We start from the raw sequence: 21,146 nt of genomic DNA on the forward strand, positions 1-21,146 counted from the left end.
TTTTTTTGTGCCTTCCTTCCTCTTAGCCAGAAGTAAGGATAATATCGTCTTTCGTAATCACCGCATCATCCGAAAACTCTGCGATTTTGGTGGACTGATAATCTGTCCCGCTGCCATCCGCATCGTAATAGAGTGCCGTATAGTTGGCATCTGTTACCCCGTCATCGACAAAGATGAAGGTTGGACCTGCATTAGCGATATTCCCATCAACAGGTGCGGTTGAATGGGTTTCAAAATTAATCGCAGCCAAGGGACCATCAGCCAGATTAAACAGGTTATCAAACCCATCTTTATAGAACGTCAGACTATCAATCGTTGTTTCAAAGTCCGTGATGACATCAGCAACGTTGGTGTCAGTTGAACTGCTCCACACATCCCCGATATGTTCAAACAGGAAGGTATCAGCCCCCAAACCACCCGTTAGGTAATCCGCATCGGCCCCACCGACCAGCACGTCATTACCGGCACCACCTGCAATCACGTCATCGCCTTCCAGGCCATAGATCGTGTTGTTCGCGCTATCCCCTGTGACAGTATCGTCGAATATCGTTGCCTCGACATTTTCTACATTTGCGATATCCAGCACGCCAAAGTCCGTGTTGATGGTTTGGTCGCCAGTTCCGTCGATAAACCCGTTGCCGGTGAGGGAAAGATCAAGCGTGATCCCTTCGGTACCCATATCAACATCAAAGGTGATCCAATCAAGCTCTGTCCCGCCATCAATGACGTTGGAGCCCCCATCCATTACAAATGTATCGTCACCAGCGCCCCCGAAGGCCGTATCATCACCTGCCCCGATCAGCAGCGTATCATTCCCGGCGCCGCCATCAAGAGTATCGTTGCCCAGACCACCAACCAAGGTATTGTCCGCAACGTCCCCTATCAGGTTATCATCATAGTCAGTGCCGACCACCGCTTCGATGGCGAACAGAGTGTCATTACCGGACGTCGCCGTGGTGGCGGCATTGCCAAGCAGGTCAACGTTCACCCCTTCCGTAAGGGCGGAATAGTCCACTAAATCGACACCATCTTCGCCGTTATATTCGTCATCACCGACTGCACCGACAAAGGTGTCATCGCCCACACCACCAAGGAAGGTATCGCCCCCACCCTGACCGACAAAGACCTGCGTGCCGTCGCCACCCATGAGGTAGTCAGAGTCAGCGGTCCCTGTAATGGTGACGCCACCGCTAAGTGTCCCGTCGTTGTTGAACTCCTGCTTATAGATACCAAGACCATCACTGTCATCGCCCGACCAGACAACTACAAAGCCGTCTTCTGTGGCCTCGACACGGGCACTGCCCTGATCGCCTTCGACTATGCTGTTCACCAAGAAGCTATCCGTAAAGATCGCAACGCCGCTTGGATCATAAATCTGGGCAAACAAGCCGCCTTGATCCGTATCCGTCCCGACAGCGCGCCAGACGGCAACAAAATTGCCATTCGACAGGGCCGCAGTCGTCACTGCCATTTCCGGATCGCTATCCATTGCATTCAAGACGATAGAACTTACGACCACGTTGCCGCTCGCATCATAGATACTGGCAACCGCATCTTCATTCCCATCGCCGGTTTTCTCAGCAACACCAACCACCAGAATATTACCGTTCGCCAAGACCGTAATGTCGCGCGAACTCAAATCATGGATGCTTTGGGCTTCCACAACAATATTGCTGGCAACTGGCGTATTGGTATTGTCATAAATGGTCATCTTGTAGGCAACATCGGTATAGTCATCACTTTGCCAAATGACTGCAAAGCCCCCGTTATCAAGGGCCACAACTTCCGAGCCATCTTCATCATCAGTGCTATTGGCGACAATAAATTCACCACTATCCGATCCGTCGTAGAAGAACCTGCGCCCTTTGATGTCTAGGTCTTCTGTCCATGTCACGACAAAGCCACCGTCGTTTAGGCCTGCGACCGTGATATTATGTTGTTCTGCGGCTTGATTAATCACCCCAACATTGACTGGACCCGGATAGTTTGCAACAGGGCTTCCAAATTCATCATAGACCCCGACAAAGACATCATTGCCATTGGCCCCGGTTCCCTCAACCCAAGTCACAACAAACCCGCCATCTTCCATACTGGCAACCCGTGTGGAGCCGGTTTGATATGTGGCATTCGATATCAGTTCAATCTCTGGCCCAGGTGCGCCGGTTTCATCATAGATGCGGAAATAGACCGCACTGTCGCTTGATCCATTCAGACCCTCATAAACGATAACATAACCACCCTCGCGCAAGACGGCGACATCGGGCGTGGTCTGAAAACCTGTCTGTATGTCATTTACCAACTCTTCTGACAGGCCTGACAAGGTGAATGTTCTCTGGTTCGCAACCGTTCCGCCAACTTCAAAGAACATGTTTTCGACACCAATCAACATATCCTTGCCGTCACTGCTTGGTGCCGGTGAAGCAATATCATCTACGGTTACAGCAGCCCCTTCAAGACCGATCTTGTAAGCACTTGGATCATTGGCAAAGACGGCAACATCAGTCCCCTGCCCGCCGATCAACACGTCATCGCCCAGATCACCAATCAAGGTGTCATCACCATCTAGCCCCAGTAGAACTTCCTCTGATGCAGTGCCGACAAGTGTATCTGCACCAGCTGAACCTGTGAGGGTAATTTCTGCGCTCCCGTCTCCTGTCAGGTTAAAGTCACCCGCAACCAAGGTGGTCAGACCTGTCACTTGAACAAGGAAGCCGTTGTAGCTGTCCTCAGGTGCGCTCACTTTTGCATACAGGTACGTGTCTACCCCGTCATTAAAGATCACCAGAACACCTGTTGCCACAGTGGGCGCAGCTTCGATGTAGGCAATCATATCCGTCAAGGTACCATGTACGGACAAGTCACCCATGTCCCCATGAATAGACAGATGGCCGCCATTTTGCAGATGGATAATATCCGAACCTGAGGTGAAGTCAGTGATAACATCCATATCGGTGATATTTGACTCGTTCGAGTCAATATACTTGATAAGGTCAAGGCCGGTGCCTGTTGTGATGGTATCCGCGCCAAGGCCACCAAAGATCAGATCATCCCCATCAGCCCCTTGCAGGTCGTCATTACCGCTATCGCCATAAAGGTCATCATTCCCCGCCCCACCGAGCAAGGTATCCTGACCATCCCCGCCAAACAGCGTGTCGTCACCGCCATCCCCGTTGATAAAGTTATCCTGATAATCACCGACAACCGTATCACCAAAGTTAGAACCGTGGACCGCCTCGATATTCATCAAGCTGTCATACCCATCGGTCCCTTTGTCGCCCATCCCCATCATCAGGTCTACAGTCACCCCTTGCGTTGACGCGCTATAGTCAATGGTGTCATATCCGCTGCCACCGTCAATGGTATCCTGACCGATTGAGGACATAATCAAATCATCACCATCAAAGCCATTGATCACATCATAGCCATCAGTCCCGTTCAAGGTGTCCACACCAGTTGTCCCGGTTATCGTATTAAACTCGCCATATATCGAGCCGTCCGGGTTAAAGCGTTTTTGATAGATATCTGTGTCGGTGCCGTTATCGCTTGTCCATGTGACAAGGAAGCTGCCGTCACTCAAGCCCGTAACGCCCGCAAAGCTTTGCGCGTTTGCGATCGTTTCATGGACCGTAAATTCTGGCCCTATGGGCGCGCCTGACGCATTAAAGATACGGGCGAACACATCACCAAGATTATCCGGCCCTTCCCAGACCACAACAAAATTGCCATTTGAAAGGGCGGTAATTTGCGGATTAATCTGTTCCCCGACATCACCCGTATTGACCTGCACGGCAGCCGCCGCACCGGGGACATTGGTCGGATCAAACAAACGCACATAGATATCCGTACCGTTGCTCCCCACATCCTGCCAAACCACGGCAAAGTTGCCATCTAACAACCCGGCAACCTTCGGATTTTGGACCCCGGTTGTCCCGAGTTGGAAGTCGGGCTGCAACAATGTACCAGCAGAACTGTAAATTTGACCATAGGAATTAATATTTTGATCATCCCGATACACCACGAACAGGCTACCGTCTGTCCCTTCGGCAATATCGGCTTGATATTGGGCCCCTGCTGCTGTCCCGTTGACTTGGGCGATATTGATATTCTCGACACCGATGCTGCTGTAGGTCTTTAAACTCACATCCCCATTGCTCGCACCTTCTGAATCGATAACCGCATAGCCCCCATCGTTCAAGGCAATAACTTGCGGTGCCCCCTGATCGCTGTAGGCATTGATCACGGTCGCACCTTTGACCACCATGTCCATATAGTCATACTGTTTGATGACTGTGCCCGGATTTGTGGCCGTGGCCCCGTTGGCCCATGAAATGACATAGCCCCCGTCGCTCAATCCCGTGACCGATGGCAGGCCTTGCACTCCCGTCCCAAAACCAACGTCGTCATTGACCTTAAATTCTGTCCCGTACCTACTGCCATCAAAATTATATCGTTGCGCATAGATATCCGTCGTCGTGGCATCCTGCCAAACCGTGATCCAGCCGCCATCATTCAAGGCGGCAATTGACGGTTCGGCTTGATCTCCGGCCAGCGTGCTATTCACCAGCTGTTCCGGGTTGTCTTTGACTTTAAGTTCCACATGTCCCGTATCTTGACCGCCATTGCCGTCCGTGACGGTGTATGTCAGATATTCATAGCCAGTGAATCCGGCATTGGACATATAAGTCCACGTCCCATCGCCGTTATCAACCAATGACCCATTTTCGGCGCCTTGAATGGACACGATGTCCAAAACATCCATGTCCTGATCATAGTCATTGCCAAGCAGAACCGCTTCATCAATGAGGAAGCTTTCCCCTTGCGTCGCCTCCAGCTCGTCGTATCCTGCGTAAGGATCCTCGTTCTTTTCATGGACCATCACGTTGACTGTATGATCGACAAAGTTCCCTTGGTTATCAGAAACACGAACGATAAAGCTATCCGCGCCAAAGACGTTTTCATCCGGCGTAAAGACAAAACTGCCATCTGGGTTCAGTTCAACGCTGCCGTACATCGGCACCCCCTGCAGGGCGTATGACACCGTATCGCCTTCCAAATCATTGGCAATCAGGCTGGAATATGCCGTCGTGTCTTCATCCAGATTAAGCGTATTACTGATAAGCTTCGGCAACGCCGGGTTCCAGCTATATCCACTGCTTAAGGTTCCGTCATGACCGTTACCGGTTTGATCGACAACAGATGAGCCACTGGCCTCATTCATCTGCCAATAGGCTTCCAGATCAGGTTCCAGCGCCGGATCAACATCGCCCATCACCTTATCATTGATCTGTTGATGGGTAAGGGCCGCATTCCAGAACTGAACTTCCCCGACATCGCCGTCAAAGCCTGCGCCGATATTCCCCGCCAATGTCATCATGGCAGTGTCATAATGGCCGATATATTCGCTTCTGGCCTCGTCCCCATCAAAATAAATGGTCGCCATGCCTGTGGTCGGATCATAGGTGACAGATATATTCTGCCACTCCCCATCACTTCCCCAATACTCCGTGCTCACCACATGGACGCCATTATCCAGCGAAAACTCAATCATCCCGTTGGAGGTAAGCTTCAGGACGACATCGGTTCCCCCAAGGGAGAAAATCGTCTGATCCGTCAGATACAGGTCTTCAGGATTGATCCACGCCGAGATCGTGAATTTACCTGTTGATGGTGTGATCGAACCGACATTAATCCCCGCGCCAGCTTCCAAATCAAGGGAGGCATCAGCGTAGACATTCAACCTCGGTGTGTTGAGGTTCCAAGTCTCCGCACCCGGTGTCATGTTATGGATGGTCGCATCCCCAAGGACAGCATTATAAAGATCATTGGTGATAACAGCACCTTCGCCGTCACTCATCATCCAATATCCAAGTGTATCTGCCGAAACACCATCCACCCCTTGGGCGTAGATTGTCGCAAAATCACCTGCGCCCAACGGTTGGTTATAAAGCGCGACTTCTGACAGTTCCCCATCATAATTATCCGCACCTGCCACAGAACGTCCAAAGCCAATCTCTGACGTGACAAGGCCAAAGTCCGTCAACATATCATCATTTACTTTGGTGATACTGCCGACGGGTACTTCTGCACCATCAATAAACAGCATCAACATGCCCGCCATGGTGACGGAGTATCCAATATTGTGCCAACGATCATCGCTCAAGTTGTAGCCCGTTGTTTCATAATGCATGAGCGTCGATGCGCCTTGCACATTCACAACCAACTGTCCTGATGCATTGACAGCAAGACTAAATTCCTGATCCGTCCCATTGGTGCCATAAAGGATGGTGCCGCCCGCATCGGTGCGCACCCACGTGCTTGCCGCATGTTCGGAGATATTTTGGGCATCTGACAAAGTGGCGTAATCATCGACCCCGTCAAAGGTCAAGCTATCAAATACCCGCAAGTCATTGCCATTGCCTGACAGATCACCGACAAATTCTTGTTCGCCAATCGCATCTTTGAAGGTCCAATTGGCCTGCAGGGTCATTTCTGTCGCCGGTTCATCCAAAGCCCGGTTGTAGTTATCTTTGACCTGTTGTTCCGTTCTGGCTTCAGACCAAATGCGCACGTCTGCAACCGACCCGTCAAGGATATCGGTATTTTCAGCCAAGCCGCCCAAGCGCAATGTCGCATTTGACGCCGGTGCCGGTGCCTCGCTTCCCCCATCATAGGTTTGCACCCCGACCGAAACCCCATCAATAAAGACTTCCACAGTGCTGGTGCCGGCCCCATCATGGTTTCGGACCATGGAAATATGGTGCCATTCATTTAAGGGCAGATTGGTATCAAAGCTCAGGTCCACGTCCGTGCCTGCGCCATATTCATGCATATAGTGCAAATCACCTGTCGCATCGACGTACAGGCGATAGACAGTATTGTCCGCAGCCGCTTCTGTATCTCCGCTAAAGGACATCAAGGTCGGTGTGTTGGTGAAACTATCCAGCTTCAACCATGTCTCAATGGTCATATCATCGACAAGCTGTAGGTTATCCGCCATCCCACGTCCGGCATCAATAAAGGAGGAAGCCCCATCAAAATCGACACCAACCGCTGAGGTGCTAACCCCTAACACTTGCGGCGCATAATTAACCGGCGTTACCCCACTTTCAAACGAGGACAGGCTAATCGGGTCCGTCATTCCAACAAACTTCACCGTTGTTGTATTGAAGTCCTGTGTCCCCGTCCCTGCGCCCTTAACATGGATGTAGCCATCACCTGCTACCGTGAAAAAGTAAATCCGATCCGCAGATGGATCAGCCGACATGGCGGTGATCGCAGCATCCATATCCGCAAAATCACCAAAGGATATCTCACCATAGGCATACCCGTCTGCACCATCCAGACGCAACGTATCTTCCCCATCGGTGAAGTCCATCATATGATCGATCTGGTTATCACCTGCGCTGATATAATAACTATCATTCTGGGTGGATAGAACAAAGACGTCCTGCCCCTGCCCACCTGTAAGGGTGTCCATCCCTTGCGCGCCAGTGAAGGTATCATCCCCCTTGTCACCGATCATGATGTCAACTTGCGTTGTGCCTGTGATCGTGGCATCCGGATAGGTATCGACCGAGTATTCAAAGGTTTTGCTTGAGGTCTGCGGATCAGTTGGATGGTTATCATCGACCGTAATTGTCAATTGCCCAGCAGTTTGCCCCGGCCCCGTTGCAAGGAAGTGCAGATCACCGCCAAACACACCTGTCGAAATACTTTCATAATCCCCGGCAATGGTTAGGCTTGATGTCCCATTCCCCGTAACGGACGTTAAAGAGGCCAGCCCTTCATCAAACGTCAGTGTGCCATTGGTCACCGTGATCGTCATCGTCACGTCACTAAAGCTCATTTCCGGGTCGTGCAGTTGAATAAAATCAAGCTTATTTTCGGTATTTGCGCGTGCACCGTCAGATACAAAACGGATGACATCACCATACGCACCCGCCGAATAATCACTGGTGTAAGAGGACACAATCATATCGTTGCTGCTGCTATGCAGAACACCATCTTGCGCCCCATCACCGGTCGCTTTATCAAAGACGAGGGAGGTTTCATTCCCTTCAAAACCCCACAAGCCGACAAGGTTAGGCTCGTTCCCTGTCAAAGGCTGTTTTAGTGTCCCGTTAATCTCGGCTTCTGTACGCGCACTGTCCCAAACACGAACTTCGTCAAGGATCAGGCCGTCCCCAGCCCCCATAACGGTTGCACCGGTCGGGACAATCGGGGCGGCTGTCGCATCGATCCCGCTGCCGCTGCCGTCCAGCACCACAGGCTGACCATCAACATAGGCTGACCATGTCGTCCCGTCATAAGACACGGCAATATGCGTTGGCGTATAGGAGCTAATCTCGACTTGGTCAAAGACCAGCGTGCCGACACCTTCAATCACCAACTCCGGCTTAAAGCCCAGATTATCCTGAATGACAAGACTATACCCGTTGGTGCCGACGGTCCCGTTTGTAAATAGCGTTTGCGCCGCTTGAGACCCGGACTCCATCTCAAACACAACTTCAAACGTAACCGGACCGGCTGTCGACTGAACAAGATCAGCTTCCAGATATTTAAAGTCCATATTCATCCGTGAGAAGGATTGATTATCAATCTCCACCGGATCATTCTGGTCGGTCACGGACAGGAAAATGGTCTTTGCAAAAGTAAGGCCGTCTGAATCGGTGGCAACCACATCTACGTCGTAAGTTCCTTCGGAAGATTCATGATCCAGTGCAAAACCGTCTTTCAGTTTCAACTGGTTACCGTTCACGATTTCAAAAAACGGATCCGTCGTGGTGAAAGTATGCGTATCACCCGCATCAGGGTCGACGGCGCTTAAGTTGCCGACAATCGCCCCATCAGCATTTTCATCAACCGTCATATTGTCAATCATGATATCCGTGGGCGCAGACGACACTGGCACATCGCGTGTAACCATCGTCGTTCCGGTTCCATCAGAAACGGTATATTGCAATTGCAAGTTTCCGGTAAATCCATTTTCCGGTGTCAACTCCCAGACACCGCCGCCCATGTCGGTCACGGTGTGCGACCCTGGCGTCAAAACAATGACACTTGAAACGGAAAGCACATCATTTTCCGCATCCGTCATCCCGACAAGCAATTCTGCTTCAGTGATTGTGTTGCTTGCACTATCCTGTGCTACCCCATCAAGTGGCGTGCCATCAAATACAGGCAGATCATTTGTCGCCGTAATATTGACACTTACAGCCAACGGGATGCTATCGACAAGCCCGTCATTTACGACCAATTCAAGCGTACGCGGCGTAGTATCCGGCGTGTCAGATGTATTATTAAACTGGACACTTCTGATAACAGCAGCAAAATCCGCATTTGTAGCGCTTGTGCCACTGTCGCTCAGGACCAATGTCCCCGTCAACGGATTGTAAATTCCGGTAACCCCGTTTTGCGGGGTAAATGTCAGGTCATCATTAGGGGTAAAACCATTGATGACAATCGTTGCAGAGGCAATAACATCCCCATCGGGGTCAATCACATCTAGCGCTGGGTCAAAGACACCAATCGCGCCGCCATCTTCCGTAAAGCTTTGGGCGGTATTGGCCCCATTGATAACGGCGGCATCATTTTCAGGTGTAATCGTCAGGTTCGCTGTCAAGATATCCGAACTAAAGGCAGAAGTCCCGCCCGCAACGCTCGCATCGCCCAACTGCCCATGTGTGCCAGATGTCCCATCCCACAAACGGAACTGCATCGACGGCTGACCGTCATAGTCCGGGTTCGGCACAAAACGGACAAGGCCGCTTTGATCCAAAAGCTTTGCATCCGTGGCCGTACGACCACTCATATCGGTCCAGCTGCTGCCCCCGTCAATGGAATATTCCCATATACCGTTAGCGTTTGGCGTATCCACAATGGCAATGCCCAAGCTATCACCTTCAGCATCAGACACATCCAATTGCGCCAACAAATCAGCAACAGACGTCCCCATATTGGACACATCATCTTCAACGATCGTGTTCAGGTTCGGCTGCACGGCAGGGTCATTCACCACCGGTGCATCATTCACATTTTGGAAGATGACACTTTCGCTCACCACGTTACTCAGCAACGCGCCATCTGTGGCCTGAACCGAAATCTCCAGCAAACCCGTTTGATGTTCAGAGCTGCTGGAATATTGGATACTCTTGATGACCGCTGTAAAATCAGCATTGGTTGCGGCAGTACCGCTATCCGTCAGGATCAACTCCCCCGTCAAGCTATTATAGGTGCCTGTGATCCCGTTTTGAGGTGTAAAGGACAAAAGATCGTCAGGCGTATGACCCGAAATTTTGACGGTGGCACTGGTAATGGTTTCTCCATCAGCGTCGATGATATCAAAATAGGTATTGTCAAAGACAGTCGCAGGCGCGCCATTTTCCACATAAAAGACACCCATTGGGGCCTGATAGGACAATTCCGGTGCATCATTTACGGAAGAAACCGCAAGGTTTGCCGTAACGACTTGTGCACTAAACGCCGTATCTGCGCCGTTTGTCGTCGCATCATAAGATGACCCGGCGCTACCTGCCGTGCCATCCCAAAGGCGGAACTGCAAAGAAACCTGACCATGGAAATCCTGATATGGGACAAAACGGACCAAATCCGTTCCTGCCAATAGATGGGCCGTGCTGTCATTCAAGGCCGGTAAACTGGTCCAAAAACCACCATTGTCCGTGGAATACTGCCAATATCCGTCTATCTCCGGCGTGCTGGTCAATGCAATCCCAATCGCATCCCCTTCCGCATCGCTGATATCCAGTTGTGCCAACAGGTCAGACACACTGGTCCCGTCATTAAAGATATGATCTTCCTGAATAGTCGTCAGGTCAGGCTCAGTTGCGGGGTCATTCACAACCGGTGCATCATTTACGCCTTGCACGGAGACAGTTTCGCTAATCTCCGTACTAAACAGCGTACCGTCATTGACCTTCATGGTGATTACGCGGTTGGAGGTATCCGGGCTGTCGGAACTATTATTAAAGGCAATGCTCTTCATCACCGCATTAAAGTCGGCGTTGGTTGCAGATGACCCGCTATCGCTTAAGATCAACTGACCTGTTGCACTGTCATAAGTTCCCGTAATCCCACCTTGCGCCGTGAAAGTGAGAATGTCATCCGGCGTAAATCCATTCACCTGAACAACGACGCTTTCAATCGTATCACCGTCCACATCATACGTGTTTAGGGTCGCCGCATTAAAGACGGTGACCGGACCACCATCTTCCACAAACCCTGCGTTCAACGGTGAAGAATATTCAATGGTCGGTGCATCATTCTCCCCCGTAACCGTGATCGTAATATCAGCCGGTGTTGATTGGGCTGTGCCATCGGTAATCACATATTTAAAGGTGAAGCTTTCCGTCTCGCCGGCTGCGAGATAGTCAAACGCACCTGCCGCCGGTGTAAAGCGCACCAGTGAACTGCCTGCTGCCCAGTTGGCTGTCCCTAGGACTTTACCCGTTGAATTGCCGTTACTATCCAGCTCATAAACCTCAACAGACCCATCAGTTTCCGCCGTGCCCGCATTGCCATCGCCGATAACACTGTGGATGGCAACCGTATCACCGTCCACATCTTCGTCATTTAACAAGACCCGCACATCAACAGGCGAACTTTCGTTGGCAATAGATGCTTTATCGCTGATCGCGACGGGGATATCGTTGGTCGGATCAACTGTCACCGACACTGTTGCCGAGGCGAACTTGCCATTGCCGTTTGTAATAGTGTAGGTGAAGCTATCATTCCCACTAAAGTCAGGATCCGGCGTGTAGCGCATCAACCACGGTTTGGCCGGATCATAACCGACATCCCCCGCTTTAAGGATTTTCAGCGTGCCGTGATCAGGGTCGCTTACATTTTCCAACTGAATGGCACCACCGTCATCACGACCATCCGCCTGCCCGCCGTTGGCGGCAAAGACGTCGATCACTTCTGAACCATCTTCCTGCACACCTGTGATGGTATCGTCATAAGCTTCCGGTGTTGCCAAGGCCAAAGCTTCAGCCGTGTTCAAATCAATTTGCTGTTCCGCCTCGGCTTTATAATTGGAGAAGTCGGTCTCAATTGCCTGTACGCTATCATAGAGGCCTTGAATCAATGAGCGTTTCCCCTCAATAGATTCTTTATTATTTTCTGCAAGCTTTGCCTGATCTGCCGCAGCTTGCGCAGTGGTGCGCGCATCCGCAATCTCGGTATGGGTTAAACCTGCCAAGACTTGCGCTTGTTGTGCGGCATTTATTGCGGCGCTCAAGGCACCAGGTATTTCACTCAAGGCGTCATCAAGCTGCGCATTCAGGTTATTGGCGGTATTATCCACCTTGTCCTGCAACGCCTGAACGGATGCAATCAGGTCATTATAGGCCGTGGCCCCCAAATCGGTCTGCAAGGCATTTTGTAATCCGGTGTCATCCAACCAGCTTTGGATATTTGCATCGACCTGCGCCGCCAAAGTCTTGGCATCATGGTATAGCCCCTGCCCGCCAGACGATACTTCATCCGACAGTTCTTGTGCACGTGTTGCCAACTGTTGCGCCGTTTGCGCTGACGCATCGGCCTGTGCTTCATAAGCGGCAATGACCTGCGCTTTCGTGTCGGCACCTTTCGCCTGCACGTCCGCCAAGGTTCCGCCAATCTCCGCAATTGTATCTACAGACTCATTGGCTTGTTGCAGGGCGCTTTGGGCTTCTTCGTTTATTTTCGTGGCTTCTTGCAACAAAGCGTACAGGTCAGATACTGCCGCTTTTGCCAAGGCCAGTTCTTCCTTCGCAAAATCATTGGCGGTGCTGCCTGCATTATCCACAATGGTTTGCGCATCATCACGGTCACTCACCGCTTGATCATAGGCAGCCTTGAGCGTATCCAGATTGCTTTTTGCGCTTTGGGCATAGGTCGCAACCTGACCTTGTGCCGTTTGGGCAGCGCCAAGTTCACCGGACACATCAAGGGCACTTGCCCCGGCTTCATCAATCACGTTCGCTGCTTTAGTCGCTGCGCTTTCTGCATTCGTCGCAACGATTTCAGCTTGCGCCAACGTATTGGTGCGCGCTGTTTTCAGATTTGTGAGGGCAGCTTGCGCGGCATCGACCTGATCTTCCGCATTTTCAGACAGGTTTGCGACACTATCTGACACATTGTAAACAGCGCGATTATCTACGGCTGTTTGCGATTGGGCCTCGACCCGATCAGCCGCCGTTTGGGCGTCAGTTTCCGCTTTTTCAGCATTCTGGCGCTCGGTATCCGCCAGCTTATTTTTATCGGTCAGGGTTTTATAGTTGGTTTCGGCTGTCTGACGGTATTGAGAAACAGACTGCCCGCCATCCAATGCAGTCTTTGCATTAACGGCTGCTGCCTGAATTTTGCTATATGCACTTTCTGCGGAATCTGCTGCATTTGATGCCGCCAACCATGCAGCCTTGGTTTTTGCGACCTCATTTGTCAGGTTGAGTGAGTCCGCATTATTTGTATCAGAACCTAACGCCCGTTGTGCCGCGCTATTGGCTTCGTCAATTTGCTCTTTGACTTCTTGGTCGCTAATCGCACCACCACTAAAGGTCGCTGCGGTTTGGGCATTCCCCGCCTGTGTGGTCGCGGTTGTCAAATCGGCCACAGCATTGTCATAGGCCGCTTTAGCTGCGTTCGCATCATCTCTTGCATCTGTTGACACATTTGCTGCGTTGTCACGCGCCAGAATAACCGCGTCATAATCTGCCTGTCGTGCAGCTTGAGAGGCAGCGTCCGCACTTTCTTGCGACTGGGTTTCTTGAATGTCGGCAACCTTTGAAGCACTATCTGCTGCTTGTCCAGCTTCCTGCGCCGCTGTTTTAGCATCAGCTGCGGCGGCATTTGCCGGTTCCAGTTCAGCCAATGCATCTTCAACTGTGGTCGCGGCGTTCAAATCTGCCTGATTGCCACGGAAAGTTTGTAAGTTAGTCGTTGCCGACTGGGCCTCCGCCATTGCGTTGCGCGCATGTTGTGCTGCATCAAGGGCCAAGATGGCAGCATCATCCGCATAGGTGCCATCCGTCAAATCTGCCAATAAGTCGGTCAGGTTTTGGATCGTTGTATCAAGCGCATTGATCACATTGCCGATATCACTCAACACATCCTGAATGGCAGCATCACTTGGGTTTGTCGGATCATTGTCATTGGTTGACCAGCCATCAACCGCTGTACTGAGCTGCGCAGCTGCATCCAGCGTGGCAACCAGTTGCTGTAAATCGGTGGTCAGTGTTGTGCCAAGCGCGCCATCGCCACTCACCGTCACCACATTGCTGCCGTCGACCGATGATCCTTCAACGAGGTCAATCACCCCATCCAACGCTGATTTTGTAGATTTTACGGCTGCATAAGCGGAATCAACCGACTTTTCTGTGGATGCTTCCGCACGCTCTACCGCCTCGGGGTAATCGTCTTTTACATTCTGCAAATCGTTGTTGGCGATCAGATCGGCTTCGCGTTTCGCGTCCAACACAGATTGAAGGTTCTGTTCAGCCGTTGATACTTTGGTTTCCAGCACGTCATAGGTTTTAGCGATCTGCTGTGCCTGTTTTTCAGCCAGTTCGATATTCGACTTAACAGACTGATATTTGGAAATGGAGTCCACATGGATCACATGGGTCGTGCCATCCACATAGACCCAGTCATGGACATTGACATCGTAATTATCCAGCGTGCCAATAGAAGGTGTACCGGGCAAACCGGATACATCAACATAAAACTGTTCGATCGCAGACATTGTGCCCGGACCGGCCCCGTCGATATCCTGCAGTTTTGCAACCGCCGCATCTGCCTGATTTTTGGCGATCAACGCCTTCGCCAACGCCGCACTTGCTGCATTGTAGGCATTGGTCGCCGCTGTCACATCCCCTTGCGTCACTGTCCCAGACGTAACCGTTGCCAAATTGGACAGAATTTCGCCTTGTGCATCAATGATGTCGGTTGCATCCGTATCAGACGCATCGCTATCCAACGCGGCCTGAGCAGATTTAGTGGTCTCCAGTGCATCATCCGCACTACTTTCTGCCTGCAAATCGGCAGCCAAACGCCCAAGCGTCTGTGTAGAGTCTGCCGCGGCAGCGGTGGCAACAAGGTCGGCAACCTGCGCTGCGGCATTGACGGCAGCCTTCAAAGCTGCGACAGCCTCATTTTCTGCGATGGTTAGTTCTAACAAGGCGTCGTTCATCGCCTCTTGAGCTGTATCATAAGCAGCTTCAGCATTTTCCGTTGCTGTCATGGCGGATTTAAGGGCATTCACCCATATGCGCAGCACGATTTCTTTCGCACCGGCCGCAGTTAGGTCTAAACCGTCCAACCCCGCACTATCCAATGCCGCAATTTCGGCAGTTGTATAGGCATTATTTGTCCCGGCATTGACGATCCCTTCTTTTGCCATTTCATTGACTAAGCGATCAACGGAACTGGCTTCCGACTGGGTTTTTGAATCCCATGCCGCCTTAGCCGCCGCCGCATCCACCTGCAACTGGATTGCACCGGGTTTATCCGTCCCATTGCCAAATTTGGCTTCATTAACTGCATTAATCGCATTTTGGGCGTTTAGGTTTGCCCGTGCGACAAGCCCGTTTGCGCCAGAAACCGCATCCACATCGTCATTTGCATCATCAACAGCCGTCGCCGCCGCACCCGAACGCCATTTGTCCGCAGCGCTTGCAGAGCTGGATGCGTTTTCTTTGGCGCTTAGGGCAACAGCAAGGCTTGCTTCGGCTTCAGCTGCAGAAGCTGATGCAGCTGTCGCATGATTAAGGGCTGCAGACCCATGTCCCGCTGCCAGTTCCGCAGCCGAATTTGCCGCGGCCTGCGCATCCTGTGCGGCCTCTCGCGCCAATTTATACTGGGCATCTGCTTCGACTGCATCTGCGCGGATGGCTGCCTGTTCTGCCGCTTGCGCATATTGATCTGCCAAGGCGGCTTTTTGCTGGGCGATTTCCGCTTGATCAGACGCTAACTGCGCTGCTTTCTCATCCGCATTAGCCTGATCCGTCTCCTGCTGATCCAACGCATTTTGGGTGTCTTGTGCAGCCTGATCAGCGGCCGCTTGCGCATCAGCTTCTGCCTGTTCACGATCTTGGCGCGCTTGCAGCAAAGTTTCCATATAGGTTTGGCGTAACTCAGCTGTTGCCAGATTTGCCTGCGCACTTTCAGATGTATTTTCAGCAGTCGACGAAGCTTCGCGAGCGTCGCCAACTTCTTCTGCGGCTTTTTGTAAATCAACCGCAAAGTCATTATAATCGCCCGACCCTTTGCGTGCGATTTCAAGGGCCGCGTCCGCAGCTTCATAAGCGGCTTTTGCTTTTGCAGATTCTGCTTCAACGATCGCGGCTTGTGGTCGGATTGTAGTGCCAACATGACCGGTGACATCATCCACAGCGCCTTGCGTCACATTTTGCGTGGAATAATTGGTGTTAATCTGGTCATAAGCCGTTTCCAGCGTCGCATTTGCCGATGCCGCTGCGGCTTCTGCCGCTTGGGCCAGTGCCAGTTGGCGCGATACTTCCGCAACCGCCCAAGCCACAAGAATATTTGAAGCTTGTTTAGATAAAGACACGATATTGTCAGCAACTGTCTGTGCCTGATCTGCTGCCGTGTCTGCGCTTACAGCCGCCGAATTTGCCTCTGTCGGTGTGGATGTGCCGAGGTCAATTGAGTTCTTGGCATTGGTTGCCGCATCTTTATGGCCTTGCAACGTCAAACGTTCTGCTGCGATTTGATCAACAATATTTTGGACTTGCGACTGGATATTCTCAGGCACAATCTCGACGTTATTGCCATCCAACGTCTGGGCCGCAGCGTTGGTTTCATCGGCTGTATCACTGTTGGTCGATGCGGTTTTAACAGCAGAGATCGCTTCATTCTCAGACGCTGTTGCACGTTCAAACGCATCTGCCACTTCTGCGGAGGCGACTTGCGTTTCTGCGTTTGTCGCGTCCGTTTCAGCATTGGTAATATCAGTTGAATTCGCCCCACCCGCGCGCAAATCAGCCAAGGTGTCATAAGCATCAACGGCCTTCACATATTTTTCAACCGTTCCGTCCGATCCAAATGTCTGGGTCGTGCCATCGATCTCTGTATACGTCTGACCATTAACAGCCGCTATAGACTTAAGGGCGGCAAACTTTGATTCCAGTGCCGTATAGCGTTCTGCAATATCTGCGGGAGATGCTTTGCCCAGATTGTTGAAAGCGCTTGGATCATCGCGCATTTCTTTAACGCGGGCAATCGCCGCCTGCGCATCAGACACGGCTGCCAAGGCATCATCGCGCGCTGCGGCCGCATCAATCTGCGCTTGTGCGGTGACGGCAGGGTCGTTACTGCTGTCGGTTGATGCGGCCTTGGCAGCGGTGCTTGCGGCTTTTGCTGCTTCGATGGCAGCCAATGCTTTGGTTAAAGCCTCATCGACTTTTGTTTCTTCTGTTTTAACGAAGTTTTCAGCGCGTTGTTCAGCAACGGCACGACCCGCATCAAGATAGGCATTATCATAGGCAAAATCTTTATCTGCCTGATATTTAGCAGAAGATGCGTTTTGAAATTCTTTCAACGCCCCAGTCGTTGCGTTATCCCCGACAAGCGCGACCCTTGCCGCCTCTTCCGCATCAAGGGCATTATTATAGGCTGTTTCTTTGGTTGTGAAATCTGTCTTTGCCGTTTCCCGCTCCCCATTTGCCGTGTTAAACGCATCTTCCCACAAATCGGTGAGCGACTTGGCAAAGTCGTTTAAAGACTTCGCATTGTCGGCTTGTGTCGAAACATCCTGTGCATTTTGTGCGAGCACAGTGTCGCTGGGATGACGGTCAGACAGGCTCTGTATCGCAGAGGCAACGTCATTCATTGCAGTGTTGATCGCCGCAATCGCTTCATTAATCTCCCCCACAGACGCGGTTAGAATCGTCGCGCTGTCCCCAACGGATAGATCATCCGCCCCGCGGGTATCAAAATCAATCGCCTGATCCAACTGGACCAATGCAGTGTCATATGCTGTTTCAACCGAACCAACAGCAAGAATAAGGGAGTCAACATACCCTTTCGCAGCCGCTTCCCCGGTCAAGTCAGCGGATGCTGCCGTGAGGGCGGCTTTAACCTGTTCAATCAAATTACCGACAGAAAGGGCATCATCCACCATTTGTTGAAGTTGAGTCTGGGTCGGATTATCAGCGGCATTTTCTTCATAAGCCGAAATACCGTCAATACTGTCAGACAAATTGGATAAGGCTGTTTTCAACTCGCCAAGTTTGCTATCCGCCGCATCCAGACTTGCCGGGGCAGTGCCAGTCAGTTTGTTTTGCGCCTGAGTTAAGCTCTCTTCAAGTGCATCGACGGTAAACTCCATCATATCAATGAAGTTTTCGCTCGCGACTTCAATTTCATCAAGAGCATATTCCTGCACTTTATCCAGTGCGTTACCCGTGCGGGTCGTCAAAACATCCAGCTTGGCCTCGGCCTTCGCCCATTCAATCATCGGCTGAAGGACATTCGCAGAAGCCGTTTGCAGATTACTGGTCGCAGTCGATAGATCGCCTTTTTCAGTAACATAATCAGTTTGGGTGCTTGCAACCGCCCCTTCGGAACCGTCGGTTTTATCCGCGTTATCCCCGTCAGCAAGGACGGTTTTATTATCTGTAACACCGGAATCCCAGTCCGCGCCGTACAATTTCTGTTCGGTCTTGCCACTCATATAATCTTCTGCGGCAGCCCCTGAATTTGAGGTCGCCTTATAAGTGGACGTCGTTGTACCCAGCTTGTTCTGAGTTTCACTGTTTTGCGCTTCACCGCTTGCGATCGAGTCAGCAACACTCGCATCCACATTGCCGATCTGTGCGTTTTTATAGGTTGAGAGAGCCGCATTTTTGAAATTGGTCAAAAGCTGCTCAAAATCCAAGCCGGATGTACGTGCGCTTGACGCATCCCCCGTCACTGTGTTCACGATATCGCTGATAAGTGCGTTTTCAGCAGTACCCGTTACGCCGTCTGCATTTACAATAAAGCTAACCGCTTCATTCAGGACATCTTTAAAACCAGAAAGAAAGCCGGTATCATCGCGTTCTGTCTGAATATCAAGAATCTGACTTACGGCCTGACCAACAGCGGCCAGAACGCCATCCAAAAAGGTATCGACATCGCTCAGCGTAAACCCGTGAGCTGACAGATAGTTATTGACGAGAACATCATCGTCGGTCGCTGCATAATTTTGCAGCGCCAGATCAAGGTCATTGCCGCCGTCATTTGCCAGAATTGAAGCATGGTTCGCGACGATATCATTCATCATATCCGTGGCAGCCGAAATGATGGCATCAATGACCAAATCAATTTGTTCCGCTGCCTGTAAAGCGGCATCCGCCGCAGCCTGAATTTCTTGCGCGATACGAACCAGTTCATCACCTGTGATGCCTTCCCCTGTGGTGTACAGGGCTGCGTTTGCCAGCTCGGCCACCGCGCTTGCCGCCGCAGATAATGCCAAAGCTGACCCGAAGGCATCATACCCCGCATAGACAACATCAATAACCGCTGCAGTATCCGTCACGCCGATCCCGGCGAGCTGGTTTGCCGCCGCATTTTCATCGGTTGCGTTTAGAACCTTATTTTCTGCGTCTGAGGCTGTGGTACTCGCGCTATTTGCTGTGGCTAAGGCCTGCTTTAAAATCGATTCAGCTTCTGCATATTGGTTCTCTTCCTCAACAGCAGCCCGCACACGATTCTCCTGCGCGTCTTCTATCTCGCTTTGAAGGCCTTTCAGGAAATTACTGATATCAAAGCTCGCCTTTTGCAGACCCTCACCAAGCGCGCTTAAAACATCGGTAAACTCCACACCCTCAGCAGAATCCTGATCAACCTGATCTTGAGCTTGTTCATCGTTGTTTTGGTCAATTTTATCTTGGGCTTGCTTGGCAGCAGATGCAATCGCATCGGAAATCAATCCCGCTGCTGCCATAATCGCAACCGCAGCGCCACCTAACGCCGCCAGCGTTGCGGGATCAGCGATTGTAATCGGGGACAATCCGCCCGCGCTACTGGTCACCAACTGGTTTTCTTGGTTCAGGGTAATCACGTCGCCATTTGGCGCGGTGACAGAGATCTCCCCGACCTGACCATTACCTTCCCCAATCAGCGCGACGCTACCATCTTTCACGATGCCGCCTGTCCCGCGAATACCGATTGTGGCAACCGGCGTGTTGATCTGCATTGCGTCCGGGTTTACCTTTGCAACCGCACCGGACACAAACGTCATCGCCCCACTCAGCAGCGTCAGGCCAACCGCGCCATCGCTACCTGCTGGATCATAGACCATTTCATCCAGGATCATGCGACCATCTTCACCTAAAGCAAAGGTCGTATCATCCGCAAAAACAATACCGACAGCGCCATTGGCATCGGTCACCAGCTCATCACCCTGATAGACAGGATCGCCCGTTTGCAGCTCTACACGTGTACCATCGGCCCGGATCGCGGAGACCCCGCCTTGTGCGGTTTCGACCGTGCCAATGGGTTCGGGCGAGGTTAACTCACCTTGTTGGGCAATTTGTTGAGGGGCAATAGGGCCAGCGAGCTTCGCGATAATGTCAGCAGGCAAGATGACATTATCGGCAAAACCAACAGAGGGCGTTTTCTCGGCAGCAAAATAATTTTCAATCAGATGGGTTTGACCGTCAGCCGACTGAACGAGGAGATCTGGACCAGCCCGGTCAAACTGAACATTGGAAACCTTGAAATCCGGTGGCAACACAACCTCAGAGTTATCTTTGGTCCACACAAAATCTACAGTTCGCGCATCATCGGACTGCCCATTCCCACGATCAAAAAAATTCATCAGTTTGCCTGCCTAAATAAAGTTTCCCCATGCCCCTCAAAAGCATGAATTATGCATATTTATAATTGATAGAATTTTATCAAATTTCTCGAAAAGACAGAAACAAACTCTCAAATAAAAATCACAATTGTTGGATAGCGCCTCTTGCTCATAAAGAAACACAGCTAACCATTTGTTTTATTTGTATTAAAAATCTAATTTAAGCAAAGACTCTTACCTTCAGTTTCAATCAAAGCGACAACCCCAAGCGGAAGCAAGTCACTTAAAGGATCAAAAACTTGCGAATCCTTACAGCAAAAGAGCGTCTTCTGATTCGCATCAAAAA

General features: G+C 51.3%; 1 protein-coding gene. It reads right to left on the reverse strand.

The window, feature by feature from the left end; translation table 11 throughout:
• Positions 1–22: 22 nt before the first annotated feature.
• Complete coding sequence (locus Q397_RS21155) at positions 23–20,821, reverse strand: tandem-95 repeat protein (RefSeq protein WP_038012870.1); 20,799 nt, start codon at positions 20,819–20,821, stop codon at positions 23–25.
• Positions 20,822–21,146 lie beyond the last annotated feature (325 nt).

This window comes from Terasakiella pusilla DSM 6293 (genome assembly GCF_000688235.1).
GTDB lineage: Bacteria > Pseudomonadota > Alphaproteobacteria > Rhodospirillales > Terasakiellaceae > Terasakiella > Terasakiella pusilla.